Genomic DNA, 17,703 nt, shown 5'->3' on the forward strand with positions numbered 1-17,703 from the left:
TTCAAAATTGGGGCGTCTGGGCCTACACTGGGTCGTTTTCGTGGTACTCGAATGCCTCCGGTGGAGGGCAGGAGCAGGCGAAGTTCCGGTCACCGTATGCCTCATCAAGGCGGCGCACCGGTGGGAAGTACTTGGTGTGGTGCAACCCGGGCACGGGGTACGCAGCTTTGGAGCGGGGGAAGGCGTATGGCCATTCATCAGCCGAGACGGCGTCGGCGGTAAATGGGGCGTGGGCCAACACGGAATCGTCGTGCGCGATTTCCCCGCGCTCAATTTCCGCAATCTCTGCGCGGATTGTGCGCATTGCCTCGATGAAGCGGTCCAGTTCCGCCAAGTCCTCAGATTCGGTGGGTTCCACCATGAGGGTGCCTGCGACGGGGAAGGAGAGCGTTGGCGCGTGGAAGCCGAAGTCGATGAGGCGCTTGGCTACGTCGGCGGCGCTCACTCCGGTTGCGTCAGTCAGTGCGCGAAGGTCCAGGATGCACTCGTGTGCAACCAAGTCCTGTGCGCCGGTGTAGAGGACTGGGAAGGAGTCGCGTAGCTCATGCGCTAGATAGTTGGCGCCCAAGATTGCGCTGGCGGTGGCTTGAGCGAGGCCTTCGCCGCCCATCATTGCGATGTAGGACCAGGAAATGGGAAGCACGCCTGCGGAACCGTAGAGGGTGGAGGAGATCGGGACACCAGAGTCCGCGCCGATTGCCGTTGTTGGGTCGGTGGCTACCGGGTCCGCGGGCAGGAATGGCACCAGGTGTTCGGCCACTGCCACTGGCCCCACGCCTGGGCCGCCACCGCCGTGCGGAATGGTGAAGGTCTTGTGCAGGTTGAGGTGGGAGACGTCGCCACCAAAGTGTCCTGGGCGGGCGATTCCTGCCAGAGCATTCAGGTTTGCGCCATCGATGTAGACCTGTCCGCCGGCCTCATGCACTTTTGCGCACACCTGGCGCACGGTGTCCTCATACACACCGTGGGTGGAGGGGTAGGTGATCATGATGCCAGCTACGTGCTCGCCGTGTTTTTCCAACTTGGCATCGAGGTCGGCCACATCAATGGAGCCATCGGCGGCGGTTGCAACCACAACTACCTTCAGGTTGGCTAAGGTGGCGCTGGCTGCGTTGGTGCCGTGCGCGGACTGCGGAATAAGCACGATGTCGCGGTTATGGTCACCGCGAGAGAGGTGATAGCGGCGGATTGCCAGTAGGCCTGCGAGTTCGCCCTGGGAACCCGCGTTAGGCTGCACCGACACCTTTGCGTAGCCGGTGATCTGGGCAAGCCAGCCTTCCAGTTCCTCGATGAGGAGCTGCCAGCCCTTGGTCTGGCTCGCGGGGGCGTATGGGTGGATGTTGGCGAACTCTGGCCAGGTGATGGGTTCCATACCCGCGGTTGGGTTGAGTTTCATGGTGCAGGAGCCCAGCGGGATCATGGTGCGATCCAATGCGAGGTCTTTATCCGCGAGCTTGCGCAGGTAGCGCAGCATCTGAGTTTCCGAGTGCACGGAAGTAAAGATCGGGTGGGTGAGTGTGGCCTCGGTGCGGGCGAGCGTCTCGGGGACGAAAGAGCGCTCAGCGGCTGCACGCACATCCTCCACCTCAACCTTGGCACCAAAGGCAGCGGCGAGGGTGACCACGTCTTGCTCGTTCGCGGACTCACCAAAGGCCACGGAAACTTTGTCTGCGCCAATTGGGCGCACCAGGTAGCCTTGCTCGGCCAAGGCGTCGGTGATTTCCTGAGCCTTGCCGGGGGTCAGTACGGTGACCGTGTCAAAGAAGTCTTCATGCGCCAGCGAGAAGTCGCTGGACTTCAACGCCTGAGCAAAGGCACCGGCCAGCCCGTGCACGTGCAGAGCAATCCGCTTCAGGCCTTCGGGGCCATGCCACACCGCATACATGGAGGCGCACACTGCCAGCAATGCCTGGGCAGTGCAGATATTCGAGGTAGCGCGTTCGCGTCGGATGTGTTGCTCGCGGGTTTGTAGAGCCAGGCGATACGCCGGGTAGCCCGCAGCATCCACGGAGACGCCCACGATCCTGCCGGGTAGTTGGCGCTTCAACTTGTCATGCACGCTCATGAAAGCCGCGTGAGGGCCACCAAAGAACAGCGGCACGCCGAAGCGCTGGGAAGAACCAACCGCGATATCTGCGCCGAGCGCGCCGGGGGAGGTGAGAAGTTGGAGCGCGAGGAGGTCGGTGACCACGGTGGCAAGGCCGCCGCGGGAGTGGATGTCCTCGATAAGTGGGCGGATATCCATGAGGTCGCCCTCGGTGCCGGGGTAGGCGAGCACTACGCCAATGAGGTCATCGCCAACAAGGCCCTGGCTGAGGTCCGCGATTTCCACTTCGTGTTCAGTTGCGCGGGCCCGCTCCGCAGCCACTGCCAACACTTGTGGGTGGAGGCGCTGGTCAAGCACCACCCGGTGGCCTTTCTTGTTGGTGCGTGCCATGAGCCCCACGGCTTCTGCGACAGCCGAGGCTTCATCGAGGAGGGAAGCATTTGCTACCTCGAGTCCGGTGAGCTCCGCCACCATGGTCTGGAAGTTGAGAAGGGCCTCAAGACGGCCTTGGGAAATCTCCGGTTGATACGGTGTGTAGGCGGTGTACCACGCGGGGTTTTCCACAACATTCCTGCGAATTACTGGGGGAGTGTTGGTGGCATAGAATCCCTGGCCGTAAAACGCCTTGAGCACCACGTTCTGCTTGGCGTAATGACGCAGCTTTGCCAGAGACTCCTCTTCGCTCAAAGCCTCGCCCAGGTATGGGGCCTCGGCATCTTTGATGTCCGCTGGGACTGCAGCGGCTACCAGGTCCTGCAGGCTGGAAAAGCCAATGCGTTTGAGCATCACCTCCTGCTCTGTGCGGTCAGGGCCGATGTGCCGGCTGAGGTAGCTTGCTGATGCTGAGGAAAGCGACATGAGTTGTTCCGCTCCAAATGGGTGTACGGGTCTTTTGGTTTCTGCACGCGATTATAGGACTAACCCCGGACATGCCACATCGATAATCACCCCTGTTTGTTCCACAATCGGAAGTTGGTATGAAAAGCCCATGAAAAAGGCGCCACCCCAGGGATTTGTTCGAACATGTGTTCTCAATCCCCGGGGGTGGCGCGCACGGCCCTAGGCCTTAAATCACCCTAGAGCTCGAGCTCATCGGCAAAGTTGCCGGTCTCCAGGCGATCCTTGATCGTGGTGGTGAAACGGCCTGCGTCGGCACCGTCAACTACTTGGTGATCGTAGGTGAATGGCAGGTAGCACATCTGGCGGATGGCAATTGCATCTGCACCGTTCTCAGAGACCACTACTGCACGCTTTTGGATTGCGGCGGTGCCGAGGATGCCGGCCTGTGGTGGTACCAAGATTGGGGTGTCGGACAGTGCACCTTCGGAGCCGATGTTGGTGATCGTGAAGGTTGCGCCGGTGAGGTCGTTCGGCTTGAGCTTGTTGTTGCGTGCCTTGTCAGCGAGCTCAACAATGGCCTTGGCGATCTCCACGAGGCTCAGCTCCTGCGCCTTGTGGATCACAGGGGTGAGCAGGCCGCGTGGGGTATCCACGGCGATGGCCACGTTCACGTCTGCGTGGTAGGTCATCTCCTTGGTCTCTGCGTTGTAGGACGCGTTGACGTTCGGGTGGGAGACCAGTGCTTCGATGGTGGCCTTCACGAAGAACGGCAGGAAGGTGAGGTTTACGCCGTGCTTCTCCTGGAAGGCAGGCTTGTTGGCCTTGCGTAGTTCCGCGATCTTGGTCATGTCCACTTCCTGCAGGTGGGTGAGCTGTGCAGAAGTCTGCAAAGCCTCCACCATCTTGGCAGCAGTGATCTCGCGGATACGGTTCACCTTCTGGGTGGTGCCAATCAGCTCAGCCTTTGCAGGGTCCACGGACTTGGTAGACCAGTTGGCGCGAGGGTTCGCAGTTTGGGTACCGGAGGAAGCAGCAGCGCTTGCGGTTGGGGCCTCGCCTTCGCCAGCAGCAGCCAGCACATCCTGCTTACGGATACGGCCACCAACGCCGGTGCCCTTCACGGTGGAAAGATCCACGCCGTGCTTGTCAGCGAGCTTGCGGACCAGTGGCGTGACGTAAGGCAGGTTGTCGCCGGAAGGCTGGGACGCTGCAGGCTTTGCAGCAGGCTTTTCTGCCGGCTTCTCCGCTGGCTCTTCCTTCTTCGGTTCCTCGGTTTCGGCGGCAGGTGCTTCCGCTTCTGCTTCCGCTGGGGCTGGGGCTGGGGCTGGGGCTGGAGCACTTTCGACGTCACCATCTCCCGGCTCACCAACGCGTGCAATAACTTCGCCTACGTCTACGGTGTCGTCTTCGTTGTAGAGGATTTCGAGGATGGTGCCGGCCACTGGGGATGGTACTTCGGTGTCTACCTTGTCGGTGGAAACCTCGAGCAGGGCCTCGTCTACCTCAACGGTGTCACCAACGGATTTCAGCCACTGGGTGATCGTACCCTCGGTGACAGACTCGCCGAGCTCAGGCATCACAACATCGGTGGACTTACCAGCGCCAGCACCAGAAGCGGAGGCAGCAGCCTTGGGTTCTTCCTGCTTTGCCTCTTCCTTCTTCGGCTCCTCAGCCTTTTCAGCCTCAGGCTTCGCAGCAGCACCACCCTGACCTGGCTCACCGATGCGCACGATGACCTCGCCCACGTCAACGGTGTCGTCTTCCTTGTAAAGGATCTCCAGGATTGTGCCGGCCACTGGGGATGGCACCTCGGTGTCTACCTTGTCGGTGGAAACCTCGAGCAGGGCCTCGTCTACCTCAACGGTGTCACCAACGGACTTCAGCCACTGGGTGATCGTGCCCTCGGTGACGGACTCGCCGAGCTCAGGCATCACGACGTCGGTGGAATTCCCGGAAGAAGCAGGCGGCGCAGCAGCCTCCGCAGGCTCTTCTGCTTCGGCTGGCTCAGCAGACTCGGCTGGCTCAGCGGACTCACTTTTGGTTTCCTCCGCCGCGGTTGTGTCACCGCCTTCTCCTGGCTCACCGATGATGGCGATGACCTCGCCCACGTCAACGGTGTCGTCTTCTTCGAAACGGATTTCGAGGATGGTGCCGGCTACTGGAGATGGCACCTCGGTGTCTACCTTGTCGGTGGAAACCTCGAGCAGGGCTTCGTCTACCTCAACGGTGTCGCCAACGGACTTCAGCCACTGGGTGATCGTGCCCTCGGTTACGGATTCGCCCAGCTCGGGCATCACAACGGAGTGTGCCATTGTTGTTTTAACTCCTAGTAAGTCACGCGATTTGCTTTGTATCACTAGAGACTACCGCCACAAGTTGGGAATGTGGCAATTAATACGCCGCGGTGTGGGGCGAATCGGGTAGTCCAAAAGGTTCGTACTCCCAAAGGGTAGCGCTTCCCCCGGATGCCTGCTTGATATTTCCCTCTTTTGCCCCCGACTCTGTGATGCGGTGTCGGGAGCTACGGCTGCCTCACCCCGCAAAGATGTGGCTAGAATCGGGGCCGTGTTTAATCTCTTTGGCCGCAAAACGCCGCGATCCAACTTGAAGCCCGCCCGGGGTCCAGGGGAGACCGTGCGCGAGCATGATCTGGCCTACCTGAAGGCTTGGGTTCGTGATCATGCGTTGGTGGAGGCGTACATTGAGCCGGAGACGCTGGTCAATGAGATGTCCGTGGTATTGGTGGATGCCTCGGGCGAGTTTACGCGACGCAGGATTGGTGGCCCGAAGGGCATTGATGTCATCGCCCGCACCCTCGGTGTTCCGGTCTATGACGTTGAGGAGACCGGCTACCCGCAGCGAATGCGCACCAAGATCGAGCGGGATCGCATCTTGCGTAAGCGCGCTGAACAAGCGCAACGCCGCCGCGAGTTTGAGCAACGTCGCAGCGGCGAGGAGTCCTAGGGCCAGTCAGACCCTACTTTTTGGGGGCATTTTCGACGTCACCAGCGAGCTGGCTGAGCAGTTCTATAAACGTGCGCACTGGCACACCAGTACCCCTGCCTGGGGTGTATCCCCATGGGCTGCTGGTGTTGAATGCCGGGCCAGCGATGTCCAAGTGTGCCCACTTAATGCCTTTGCCCACAAATGCCTGGAGGTACGCCGCCGCGGCCATCATGCCGCCGTAGCGGCTGGTGCCGATATTGCGCAGGTCCGCAACGGGGGATTTCATGTCTTGCGCGATTTCCTCAGGGATCGGCATTGGCCACGCGCCTTCACCCACGGCGTTGCCCACGGCGGCAATCTTGTCGCGGAAGTCCTCTGCACCCATCACGCCGGTAGTCCGGGTGCCCAGGGCGATCATTTGTGCGCCGGTCAGCGTGGCCACGTCCACGAGGTAGTCGGGGGCGTCTTCGCTCGCGCGGGCCATGGCGTCGGCCAGAACCAGGCGGCCCTCGGCGTCAGTGTTCAGAATCTCGGAAGTGGTGCCGCCGTAGTGAGTGATCACGTCGCCTGGGCGATATGCTTCGCCGTCGGGCATGTTTTCTGCAAGTGGAATGGTCGCGGTCACGTTCACGCCGAGTTCAAGGCGGGCTGCGGCGATAACGGTGGCCACCACAGCGGCGGAGCCGCCCATGTCAGAAATCATGTGGTCCATGGTGGCGGCCGGTTTGATGGAAATGCCGCCGGTGTCAAAGGTGATGCCCTTGCCCACCAGTGCAACCTTCGGTGCTTTCTTTGCCCGCTTGGCGGGGGAGTAGCTCATGCGCACCAAGCGAGGGTTGCGGGCAGAGCCGGTGCCCACCGCCAAGATGCCACCGAAGCCCTGCTTCTTCAGTGCCTTTTCGTCCAGCACCTCCACATCCACTCCGTGTTCCTTGCCGAGGGCCTGGATGAACTCCGCATAGCTGGCGGGGTAGAGGTGCGAGGAGGGGGTGTTCACCAGGTCGCGTGCGGTGGCCACTGCCTGCACGGTGATGCTTGCGCGGGAGAATTCTTCCTTATCACGGGCAAGTTTTTCTTTGTCACCAGTAACCAAGAAGGTCACCTTTTCCACCGGGGCATCGTGTACTGATTCAGCGCTTTTTTGACCCACGTAGTGGTATGCGCCGAGGCCAATGCCTTCCACTGCTGCCGCGAGGCCAAAACTTCCCAATGTGGTGAGCACATGGTTGGTGCCCTTCAGAGCGCGGGCGGCGGCGCCGGCTGCGCGGCGAAGGGCTTCGTCGTCAAGCTCCTCATCCGAGCCCAATCCAACGGCGGCGATGAAGTCTGCCTCAACACCCTCAACGGAGGGGATTCGCGTGACTTCCTGTGCTTTGCCCGTGGCGCCTACCGCGCTGAGCAGTTCCCAGACGGCGATGGCGGTTTCCTCGTCGAAGAACTCCGGCGCCGCGAGCTCAAGGCCGTCCTCGCCCTTGAAAACGGGGATGAGCAATGCGGTGAGATCCTGCGGCAGTTTCTTGGTGGAGGTCACCAGCGCCAGCTCAGTGGCAACGCCGGTGGCTGGAAGTGCCCCCATCGCAACATTTGCGGATTTTGGGGATGAAGAAGCTTGACTCAACGCAATGATCCTTTCTGCTAAACACAAGAACACAAGAATGCGGTTCCGGGTGTGGAACGCAGCCTTGAGGCAAGCCTACTGAAATGTGGCAAGTTGATCTTCTGTCGCGCTACAGGTGTACGTTTATTTGCATGACTTCACTTCCCTTTTCTGTAGAACGCACATCCTCCCCAACACCACCGGAGCGCCTGGCGGAAATCCTGGCCAACCCCGGGTTTGGCCAGTACTTCACGGACCACATGGTGAGCATCGAGTGGTCGGAGGAGAAGGGGTGGCATGATGCGAAAGTTCGCCCCTACGCTCCGCTAAGCCTTGACCCTTCCACTTCGGTGTTCCATTACGGCCAGGCGATCTTTGAGGGTATTAAGGCATACCGCCAAGAAGATGGCTCCATTAAGACATTCCGTCCGGAGGCGAATGCACAGCGCCTGCAGCGTTCAGCAGCGCGAATCAGGATGCCGGAGCTTCCGGAGGAGCTGTTTATTGAGTCCCTACGCCAGTTGGTGGAGATCGACGAAGCGTGGGTACCCGCGGCTGGCGGCGAGGAGTCCCTCTACCTGCGCCCATTCATGATTTCCACGGAGTCTACGCTGGGCGTGCACCCCTCAAGTTCTTACACCTACATGGTGATTGCCTCCCCGGCAGGCGCCTACTTCTCCGGTGGCGTCAAGCCTGTTTCCGTGTGGTTGTGTGAGGACTATGTGCGCGCTGCTCCGGGCGGCACGGGTGACGCGAAGTTTGCCGGAAACTACGCCGCCAGCTTGCTCGCCCAGGCTCAGGCAGCGGAGAAGGGCTGCGATCAGGTGGTCTGGCTGGACGCCATCCAACACAAGTTCGTGGAAGAGATGGGCGGGATGAACCTGTTCTTTGTGCTCGGCGAAGGTGCGGATGCGCACGTGGTCACCCCAGAGCTTTCCGGCTCCCTCCTGCCTGGCATCACCAGGGATTCCCTCCTCCAGGTTGCCCGTGACCGCGGCTACACCACCGAGGAACGCCGCATCGACATCGCCGAGTGGGAGCAAAAAGCCACTAGCGGCGAAATGAGCGAGACCTTCGCCTGTGGCACCGCCGCCGTGATCACCCCAGTGGGCCGAGCGCTCTCCAACCACGGCGAGTTTTCGATCCACGGCGGCGAGGCCGGCCCAATCACCATGGAACTGCGCGAAATCCTCACAGGCATTCAGCGCGGCTCTGTGGAAGACACCCACGGCTGGATGCACACCCTTATACCTGCGCAATAACTCCAGCTACTACGGCCATGAGCAGCCACGCGGCGGTACCACACAGATGCATGATGAATCCGGTGGTATCGCCGTTCAGGCCCTCAAAACGGCGGTCACAGTGCCGCGCGAGCAGCACAGCCAGACCCAGCACAGCGAGGCCACAACCAAGCGTGCCGACGCCCCCAGCGCCCGCACCCATCACCAAAGCCAGGGGAGTTGCCGCGGCAAGGTAGGCCAGCGACCAAGCCACGATCCACCACGTCTTGACTGTCCCTACCATCAGGGCGCCGAACCCTTTGGGGGACATGGGGTGAAAGTGCGCGTGGCAGTTCACCATCGCGGCGATCCGGGCCAACACCACCGGCGCCCACATCATCCACCACCAGCCCAGATCGAGCAGGGCTACCATGCCGGCGATTTGTGCCAGCAGTGAAAGCAGTGCTGAAGCCATGCCGATCAGCCCCGTTGCGGGGTCGGCCAAGATCTCCCTCGCGCGGGCGGGCGGGGCGTAGGAACCTAGGGCGTCGGCTACGTCGGCAAGCCCATCAAGATGCATGAACCTGCTGAACAGCTCCATGAACGCGGTGATGAGCACCGCCGTGAGCATTGCGGGCGTGTCTAGGAAGGCTGCGGTGCCCGCGATCGTGGTTGCCCCAAGACCGTGTGCGATTCCTGCCACAGGCAGGCTGGCTAGCACTCGGGCGCCCGTGGTGCGGTCAAAGGCCGTGGCGCCGCGCAAGGGCAAAATGGTGGTCCAACTCAGCGCAGTGGCGGGGCCCTCCAGGATGGCTGGGCCGTGCTCGCCTTCTACAAACCCCGCTTTGCCAGACACTACATCCGGCCTTCTGGCACCGCGTCTTTGCCGGAGACCTGGGCGGATTCAAAGGTGGCCATGTCGTTCATGATGTCCGCACCCATCTTCACCAAAGGCACTGCCGCAGCCGCCCCGGATCCTTCACCCAAACGCAAGCCCAGGGTGAGCAGCGGGGTGAGACCCAGGTATTCCAGCGCGAATTGGTGTGCGGGTTCCGCAGACTGGTGGCCCGCCTGCATCCAACGGCGCGCGCCCGGAGCCATCTGTTCTGCGAGCAGCGCGCTTGCAGTGACCACCACGCCGTCCAACAGCACTGGGGTGCGGCGCACCGCAGCTTGGGCGATGAACGCCGCCATTGCCGCGAGTTCCGGGCTGGTGACCATGCGCATCATGGTGAGTACGTCGCCGCGGTGTTTGCGGGCGCGGAACATGGCGTCGCGCACCGCTTCCACTTTGCGTTTCCAGCCTTCGTCGTCCACGCCAGAACCTCTGCCGGTCACTACCACTGGCTCCTGGTTGGTGAGCAAGCCAATGATCACGGCAGAAGGAGTGGTGTTTCCAATGCCCAGGTCACCGCCCATGAGGAGGTCAGCGCCAGAATCAATTTCCTGGTCGGCAATACGCTTGCCAATCTCGATGGCGCGGATGAGTTGTTCCTCCGTCATGGCGTCCTCGCGGTCAATCGACCCACAAGATTTGCTCACGCGCTCATCCCCCCAGGCGTCGTGGTTGAGGGAGATGTCCGCCACTCGCACGCCCGTTCCGGACTGATTAGCAATGACGTTGACTCCCGCCCCACCTTGGCGAATGTTCTCCGCCATCTGAATAGAAACCTCAATGGGGTAGGGAGAGACGTTCTTCGTTGCAATACCGTGGTCACCGGCGAACACCACCAGCCTCGGCCGGGTGATCTTGCGTGGCGGCACTTGGTCCTGGCACGCGGAAAGCCACACCCCCAGATCCTCCAGGCGGGCCAGCGAACCCGTGGGCTTGGTGAGGTTGAGCTGGAATTGCCGGGCTTGCTTCTCCGCCTCCTGACTGGGGCGTTCGACCTTTGGGAAAAAATCTGAAGGCTGCATGAAACGGTGCGCTCCAATACGTGAAGTAACGAAGAACTTGAGAACGTCTCTACTTTAGCGCCTGAAAAGTCCGACGGACCGTTACGGGCTCTTCAGCGTGAGGGTTTGGCCCGCCACCACCAGCAGCACCCGGTCACATTGTTGTGCGACCAATTGGTTCAGTGTGCCCAGTTCATCCCGAAACAGCCTGCCAGCAGGGTGTTCCGGGATCACCCCCATCCCAACCTCTGGAGACACGATGGTGAGGGAAGATTCACACTTGGCAATTCCCCGTACCACTTGCTCAAAGAGTTCAGAGAATTGGCCCCGCTGGCCCTCCCAACCCACCAGGTCCAATTTGTGGGTGAGCCAGGTGCCCAGATCATCCACAAATAGGTGGTTACCGTGGGCAGGGATGGGTGAGTTCAGGGCGTCGATGAGGTCCGTGTGTTCGTCGAGCACCCAATTGGCTGGCCTGCGCGCGGCATGCCTTGCGATTCTCGCCGCGAAGTCGGCGTCGAACTGCCCCCCGTCCTCCGACGGATACGGCCGGGCGGTGGCAAGGTAGGTGCAGCCACTTACCGGCACCAACGATTCCGCGAATTGAGATTTGCCGCTGCGGGCACCGCCGAGCACCAACGTATGCTGGGGGCGCTGGCTCATGGGTTAGGAGACCTCGTCGCCAAGGTTCACCCGTGGCTTCGGGGTGCGCCAACGGCGGGGTTGGGTGGCGCGACCATAGGCGTAGAAGCCCATAGCGAAGCCCTTTTCCTGTGTGTTGGGGAACTTCTGACGGGTTGCCGCTGCAGCGCGACGGCCAAGGATGATGCCTTCAATGAAGAACAAAAGGATAAGGCCCATAGCGACCATGGACACCACAGAGGCGAATGTGGGCGCCCACTGCCCGATGAGCATCACGATGAGCAAGCCCATGGCCACTGGCATCACCATGTTGTTGAGGTAGCGGCGGGAATCCACAAAGTCGCGGATGAAGGCGCGCTCCGGGCCCTTATCGCGGGGCAGGAGGTATTGCTCTTCGCCGCGATCCATTGCGGCTTGTGCCTCGCGCTGCTTGGAGCGGCGGCGTTCCTTTTCGGCGCGCTTGTATTCCTTCCACTGCTCACTGCTCATTGAGGCCTTGAGCTCCTTGCGGCGCTTGCGCACATCACCATAGGACTCACCGGGGGAGAAGCGGGACTCAAACGTGCCTGGCTGCGCCTGTGCCTGCTTGCGGCTTGGCGTGGCCTTGCCCTTCTTGGGGGTGTAGGCCTTTGAAGTCTCTTGTGGATTTCCGGAAGTAGAAGAATCCGATGACGTTTGGGACACGCTCTTGCCTCGCTCGTTGTCTGCTCGCTCGTTCAATACTTAATTTCCTCGCACTATAGGCTACAAGTTTCCTGCCCCAGATTGGGAATCTGCACGGGAAGCAGATTGGGAATAACTCGAAGCGTTTGTTGGTTGCAGCCCCTAGGTGTTGCCCATAAACACTCTTGTGGGCAACATGTCCGATGGCGCGGTAGACTCGCACCACATAATTCTTTTTTCAGTTTTCAATTTCGGAGCACCAGATCACCTGGCAAAAGGAGCACAGAATGACTGCACCGTCTACGAACACCGGCGTTATCCTTACCGACGCAGCAGCTCAGAAGGCAAAGTCCTTGCTTGACCAAGAGGGCCGCGACGATCTTGCACTCCGCATCGCCGTGCAGCCCGGTGGTTGCGCAGGTCTGCGTTACCAGTTGTACTTTGATGACCGCACCCTGGATGGGGACAAAGAGGACCTCGTTGGCGGCGTCCGCCTGGTGGTAGACAAGATGAGCGTCCCATACCTCACCGGCGCACGCATTGACTTCGCGGACACCATCGAGTCCCAGGGCTTCACCATCGATAACCCGAATGCCGGCAGCTCCTGCGCCTGCGGTGACTCCTTCAACTAAGCCCAAAAACAGCAACGCCCCCTTCAGACCCCAACTCCATGGGGCCTCAAGGGGGCGTTGGTGTGTATCTGCTACAGCCGCACTGGGTAGTCGCGTTGCTCAATCTGGGGATCGATGCGGTTTTCCACAAAGATGCCGTGCCACACCATGAACGCGAGCACAGTCCACAGGCGCCGGGAGTGGTCGGAGGTGCCGTCGCGGTGCTCGTTGAGCATCGCCAGCACTGCTGCCTTGTCAAAGATTTCCTCGGTGCCGGACTCATTGATGGTGTCTTGCGCCCATCCAAACAGTTCGTCGCCGGCCAGCCAGTGCCGCATTGGCACGGGGAAGCCCAGCTTCTTGCGGTGCAACACGTGCGCTGGGACGATCTGTTCCATGGCCTTCCGCAGGGCGTACTTGGTAGTGCCGTTGGCGATCTTCAGGTCGTGAGGCAAGGTCTCCGCCACTTTGAACACTTCCTTGTCCAGGAATGGCACGCGCAGCTCCAGCGAGTGCGCCATGTTAATCTTGTCCGCCTTCACCAGGATGTCACCACGCATCCAGGTGAACAGGTCAAGGTGCTGCATCCGGGCCACGGGGTCCATGTGTTTGGACTGGGCGTAGATCGGTGCGGTGACCTCGCGGTGGTCCCACTCACGCTTGGCCCAGGGGATCACGCGCTGCATTTGCTCAAAGTTAAAGGAACGAGCATTGCCGTAGTAGCGCTCCTCCATGGTCATCGAGCCGCGCTCCAACAACGACTTTCCGCGCATACCTTCCGGGAACACCTTGGCAATCTGGCCCAAACCGCGGCGCAGTGGGGAGGGGATCTTCTCAAAGGGTGCGAGGGAGAGTGGTTCCTTATAAATGGTGTAGCCGCCAAAGAGTTCGTCAGCACCCTCGCCGGAGAGGACCACTTTTACCCGCTTACGGGCCTCCTGCGCCACGAAATACAGTGGCACCAGTGAGGGGTCGGCTACCGGGTCATCCAGGTACCACATGATCTTGGGGATGGCGTTGGCGTATTCCTCGGGGGAAACGATCTTTACCACGTGCTCCACGCCGATCGCCTCGGCGGATTCCGCAGCGACGTCCACCTCGGAGTAGCCCTCGCGCTCAAAACCGGTGGTGAAGGTGATGAGGTTTGGGTTGTGGCGTTTTGCCAGGGTGGCAATTGCGGTGGAATCAATGCCACCGGAGAGGAAGGACCCCACGGTGACGTCGGCACGCATGTGCTTTTCCACGCTGTCCTCCAGCGCGCGTGCGATCCTGTCAAAGACTTCCTGCTCGGCGCCCTTGGGAACGGGCTGCGCGGGGAACTGCGGGCGGAAGTATCGCGTCTGCTGCACCTTCATACGAGCTCCCGCACCCGCTCCCGCAGTCGCTTCAGGCTTCACGATCGCGTAGCAGCCCGACTCCAAGCGCCGCACCTGCGCATGCAGACTCTCCGGCTCCGGGACATACTGCAGGTCCACGTAGTGCTCGATTGCGCGTTGGTCAAGCTCCAGGCCCAGACCAATTTCTTCCGCCATGGAAAGAATGCACTTCTTTTCGCTGGCAAACACCGTGCCGGCATCGGTGGTGGCGTAATACAGCGGCTTGATGCCAAATTGGTCACGGGCAAGAAACAGCGTCTGTTCCTTAGAGTCCCAGATGGCCACGCCGAACATACCGCGCAGGTGGCGCACAACGTCTGGGCCCCAGTGGTGGAAGCCCACTACGATTGGCTCGCCATCACCGGAAGTATTAAAGGTATAGCCAGCTTCCTGGAGCTGCTGGCGCAACTCGATGTAGTTGTAGATTTCCCCGTTGAAGGTCATCGCGTAGCGGTCGGGTTCGCCGCTCGGCCCCCAGCGCAGCGGCTGGTGTGAATGCTCAATATCAATGATGGACAGACGGTTAAAGCCGAACACCGCTTGCTCATCGTGCCAGGTCCCGGCCTCGTCGGGGCCGCGGTGATACATGCACGGGAGGGCGTTTTCCACTGCGCCTACAAAATCTTTGGCGTTGTTATTGCTGGTCAACATGCCAAGCAATCCGCACATGGTGAACATCCTTCCAAACGTCTATTGGGCTGCTTAGATTCCCTGCGGCCAAGATACTTACACGAGCGTACTACCTCGCCCGGACACGGCACCCGCGCCGCACCGCCTCGAAGGGGCTTTCCGACGTCCCCGCGTTTGCTCAACAAGAGGGGAGGGTATCCATAAGGTTGATACCAAGGCGTTCAATTGTGATATGCCTCATAGGATTTTTGTGTACAAGGCGCCGTTTGCTGTGTGAACGCTAGGAAACTGAAAAGGTGCTGGGAAAATGCCCTCTACACAGGGGGGATCAGCCTGGCAAAACATTCCGCCTTTACTGGGGCTATGCGCTATCCTGCGTAAATAGACGTGGGCACAGTGCCTTCGTTCTGCCCTGTTTCCCCATAGCCAAGAAGTGCAATTGGGGGAGCGTGGTTGGCGGAGGGACTGCGTTTCAAAGAACTATTGCAACAGGAAGGCAGACGCGCGTGGAACAGCAGCAAAAGCGCAGCTTGGGCCGTAAGGGAATGCTCGGTGCGGTCCTCGCACTCGGTGGTACAGCCTTGGCAGGGTGTGACGTAACGCCACCAGGTGGTTTTATTGGGGACTTCCTTGCTTTCGGCTGGCCAAAGGGCATCACCCCTGAAGCCACCGCAATGTACAACTTCTGGTCCTGGGTGTGGGTTGCCGCATGGATCATCGGCTTCATCATGTGGGGCCTGTTCATCTACGGCATGTTCGCCTGGAGCGCCAAGAAGGCGAAGAAGGCTGGCAAGGATGAGTTCCCACGCCAGACCCAGTACAACATCCCCCTGGAGCTCGTGCTCACCATCATTCCAATCGTGATCGTGATGGCGCTGTTCTTCTTCACCGTGCAGACCCAGGACAAGGTCACCGCGCTGAACAAGAACCCAGAGGTGACCGTGGACGTCACCGGCTACCAGTGGAACTGGAAGTTCGGTTACAACCGCATCGGCGCAGAACTTTCCCCAACCGGTTCCGAGTACAACGGTGTGGACGAAGAGCGTCAGGCTCTGGCACTTGCTTCCCGCGAGGATGAAAACGGCGAGAACCCAATCAACGGCCGTTCGAAGTCCGACGTCTCCTTCCTGAACTTCAACACCATTGAGACCGTTGGTACCACCTCCGAGATTCCAGTTTTGGTTCTCCCAACCAACACCCCGATTGAGTTCAGCCTGGCATCCGCTGACGTATCCCACGCATTCTGGGTTCCAGAGTTCCTCTTCAAGCGTGACGTGTACGTCAACCCAGAGGCGAACAATGCAGAGCGCCGCTTCCAGATTGAAGGCATCGAGCGTGAAGGCGCATTCGTTGGCCGCTGCGCTGAAATGTGCGGTACCTACCACGCAATGATGAACTTCGAAATCCGTGCAGTCTCCCCAGAGCGTTTCGCTGACTACATTCAGTTCCGCTATGACAACCCAGAGGCTTCCAACGCAGACGCCCTGGCGTCTATCGGCGAGGCACCATACGCTACTTCCACCCAGCCGTTCGTTTCTAACCGCACCGCAACCCGCGACGGTGAGAACTTCGTAGACAACAACGCGGCTTCCTAAGCGGCAAGAAGGGATCATCAATCATGAACGCATCAGCAAAGATCATGTACTCCCTGACTGCATTCCTGGCAGTCGTGACGGTCATCTACTTCATTGCCACAACCTATGTTCAGGATTCCGGCAACATCATCGGCCTTGAGTGGGCAGGTGCTACTGCGCTTACGCTGAGCACCCTTCTGTGCCTCATGCTCGGCGGTTACCTGCACTTCACGGAGCGTCGCATCGACGTACTGCCGGAGGACTGGGAAGAGGCTGAGATCTCCGACGCCGCTGGCACTCTGGGCTTCTTCAGCCCAAGCTCCATCTGGCCAGCCGCAATGTCCGGCGCCGTGGCGCTGCTCGGCTTCGGCATCATCTTCATGCACTACTGGCTGATCGCCCTCGGTGCTGTGGCCCTGATCTGGACCACCACCATGCTGAACCTGCAATACGGTCTGCCAAAGGAAAAGCACTAGTTTTCTAGAAGGGCTACGCCCGCCACGTCTTCAACATTGCCCCGACGGTTCCTGAAACCGCCGGGGTATTTTGCGTACCTGGGAGCGTCGGAATGCGAGTCCAAAAAGTTCCCGAGGACCCAAAGAATTCATCTATTGGTCGCGCACCGCACGTCCATGGGGGAGCGAGGGGTATTTGCGCTGGTGGGTGGGTTCAACCGAAAGTATGAAACTCGTCGAGGGTTCAGCCATCCGAGCTGTGAGATAACTCTCATGAGTCGAAATGGTGTCTCCGTGGCCCGGGATGGGGGATGCAACACTGTGATGTGCGTGACCTGCAGCAATGCGTAGTCGTATGAAAGTCCCAAAAAGTTCCCAGCTACTTTCCAGATTCTGTTGCCATCAAAGATTGCTGCAGCGGGGGCAATTGAGCTGCAAATTCAACCAAAAGTACGGGGGCAAAGACGTGCATTTGCCTAGCTAGACCGCCATACTAATAGGCGTGACGAGCGCAATTGGAAATACAGAAATGGCAGCACCACAACGTGTTGCAGCACTGAACCGGCCAAACATGGTCAGTGTTGGCACGATTGTGTTCCTGTCTCAGGAATTGATGTTCTTCGCCGGACTGTTCGCGATGTACTTCACCTCGCGTGCAAACGGTGTTGGTAATGGTTCATGGGCAGAGGGTACTGAGCACCTCAACGTGCCTTACGCTTTGGCGATCACCGTCATCCTTGTGTCATCTTCCTTTACGGCACAGGCTGGCGTGTTCGCAGCAGAGCGTGGAGACGTGTTTGGTCTCCGCAAGTGGTTCCTCATCACCATCTTGCTGGGCACCACCTTCCTCGTGGGTCAGGCATTCGAGTACTACGAGTTGGTGACTCACGGCCTGACCATCCCATCGAGCGTGTACGGATCGGTCTTCTTCATTACGACCGGCTTCCACGCAGCACACGTTTTGGCCGGTGTGCTGGCATTCGTGGTTGTGCTGCTCCGTATCCAGAAGGCAAAGTTCACCCCTGCGCAGGCAACCGCCGCAATGGTGACTTCCTACTACTGGCACTTCGTGGACGTGGTCTGGATTGGCCTGTTCATCACGATCTACTTCGTGCAGTAACCCTTTTCGGATCAGCAAGACAAAAATCCGTTCCGGGACGATCTCCGGGCAGTTTTAGGACTTCCCTCCACTTTCCAACATTCGAG

At 60.0% G+C, this 17,703-nt stretch carries 14 protein-coding genes; 6 read left to right on the forward strand and 8 right to left on the reverse strand.

All coding sequences use genetic code 11. The features are described 5' to 3' along the window. Positions 1-22: 22 nt before the first annotated feature. Positions 23-2,905, reverse strand: coding sequence for an aminomethyl-transferring glycine dehydrogenase (gene gcvP, locus NQ018_RS00460; RefSeq protein ID WP_257057440.1), 2,883 nt, complete (start codon positions 2,903-2,905; stop codon positions 23-25). A 218-nt stretch (positions 2,906-3,123) separates the two neighbouring features. Next, positions 3,124-5,199: a 2-oxoglutarate dehydrogenase, E2 component, dihydrolipoamide succinyltransferase gene (sucB, locus tag NQ018_RS00465; protein ID WP_257057442.1), complete on the reverse strand. Its 2,076-nt coding sequence runs from the start codon at positions 5,197-5,199 to the stop codon at positions 3,124-3,126. Between the two features lie 253 nt (positions 5,200-5,452). On the opposite strand from sucB, the gene NQ018_RS00470 reads away from it, so the two are divergent. After that, complete coding sequence (locus tag NQ018_RS00470) at positions 5,453-5,851, forward strand: oxidoreductase (protein WP_257057443.1); 399 nt, start codon at positions 5,453-5,455, stop codon at positions 5,849-5,851. Positions 5,852-5,864: 13 nt separating this feature from the next. Here NQ018_RS00470 and NQ018_RS00475 read toward each other — a convergent pair whose 3' ends face one another. Continuing rightward, entirely contained in the window at positions 5,865-7,409 is a 1,545-nt protein-coding gene (locus NQ018_RS00475; protein ID WP_257057444.1) for a leucyl aminopeptidase, read from the reverse strand. Between the two features lie 173 nt (positions 7,410-7,582). Here NQ018_RS00475 and NQ018_RS00480 point away from each other — a divergent pair, with 173 nt between their 5' ends. Further along, positions 7,583-8,692: a branched-chain amino acid aminotransferase gene (locus NQ018_RS00480; protein ID WP_257057445.1), complete on the forward strand. Its 1,110-nt coding sequence runs from the start codon at positions 7,583-7,585 to the stop codon at positions 8,690-8,692. Here the strand turns inward: NQ018_RS00480 and NQ018_RS00485 are convergent. From NQ018_RS00485 to NQ018_RS00500, 4 genes are all read right to left on the reverse strand, one after another. Further along, positions 8,676-9,506: an adenosylcobinamide-GDP ribazoletransferase gene (locus NQ018_RS00485; protein ID WP_257057446.1), complete on the reverse strand. Its 831-nt coding sequence runs from the start codon at positions 9,504-9,506 to the stop codon at positions 8,676-8,678. The two genes, NQ018_RS00480 and NQ018_RS00485, sit on opposite strands and share 17 nt — an antisense overlap. Next, entirely contained in the window at positions 9,506-10,567 is a 1,062-nt protein-coding gene (cobT, locus tag NQ018_RS00490) for a nicotinate-nucleotide--dimethylbenzimidazole phosphoribosyltransferase (protein WP_257057447.1), read from the reverse strand. Before cobT ends, NQ018_RS00485 begins: the two co-directional genes overlap by 1 nt. 81 nt (positions 10,568-10,648) lie before the next feature. Continuing rightward, complete coding sequence (locus tag NQ018_RS00495) at positions 10,649-11,209, reverse strand: bifunctional adenosylcobinamide kinase/adenosylcobinamide-phosphate guanylyltransferase (RefSeq protein ID WP_257057448.1); 561 nt, start codon at positions 11,207-11,209, stop codon at positions 10,649-10,651. A gap of 3 nt (positions 11,210-11,212) precedes the next feature. Further along, positions 11,213-11,908: a DUF3043 domain-containing protein gene (locus tag NQ018_RS00500; protein WP_257057450.1), complete on the reverse strand. Its 696-nt coding sequence runs from the start codon at positions 11,906-11,908 to the stop codon at positions 11,213-11,215. A 230-nt stretch (positions 11,909-12,138) separates the two neighbouring features. Between NQ018_RS00500 and NQ018_RS00505 the strand changes: the two genes are divergently transcribed. Next, positions 12,139-12,483, forward strand: a complete 345-nt coding sequence (locus NQ018_RS00505) for a HesB/IscA family protein (protein WP_257038006.1) — start codon at positions 12,139-12,141, stop codon at positions 12,481-12,483. Between the two features lie 71 nt (positions 12,484-12,554). Here the strand turns inward: NQ018_RS00505 and asnB are convergent, their stop codons facing one another. Further along, on the reverse strand, positions 12,555-14,507 hold the full coding sequence (asnB, locus tag NQ018_RS00510; protein WP_257057451.1) for an asparagine synthase (glutamine-hydrolyzing): 1,953 nt from the start codon (positions 14,505-14,507) through the stop codon (positions 12,555-12,557). Between the two features lie 467 nt (positions 14,508-14,974). Here asnB and ctaC point away from each other — a divergent pair, with 467 nt between their 5' ends. The 3 genes from ctaC (at position 14,975) to ctaE (ending at position 17,617) form a co-directional block, all read left to right on the forward strand. Continuing rightward, positions 14,975-16,063: an aa3-type cytochrome oxidase subunit II gene (gene ctaC, locus NQ018_RS00515; RefSeq protein ID WP_257057454.1), complete on the forward strand. Its 1,089-nt coding sequence runs from the start codon at positions 14,975-14,977 to the stop codon at positions 16,061-16,063. A gap of 23 nt (positions 16,064-16,086) precedes the next feature. Beyond that, entirely contained in the window at positions 16,087-16,518 is a 432-nt protein-coding gene (gene ctaF, locus NQ018_RS00520) for an aa3-type cytochrome oxidase subunit IV (protein WP_257057457.1), read from the forward strand. A 481-nt stretch (positions 16,519-16,999) separates the two neighbouring features. Continuing rightward, complete coding sequence (ctaE, locus tag NQ018_RS00525) at positions 17,000-17,617, forward strand: aa3-type cytochrome oxidase subunit III (protein WP_257038010.1); 618 nt, start codon at positions 17,000-17,002, stop codon at positions 17,615-17,617. Positions 17,618-17,703 lie beyond the last annotated feature (86 nt).

It is taken from the genome of Corynebacterium kozikiae (assembly GCF_024580965.1).
GTDB classification, from domain to species: Bacteria; Actinomycetota; Actinomycetes; order Mycobacteriales; family Mycobacteriaceae; genus Corynebacterium; species Corynebacterium kozikiae.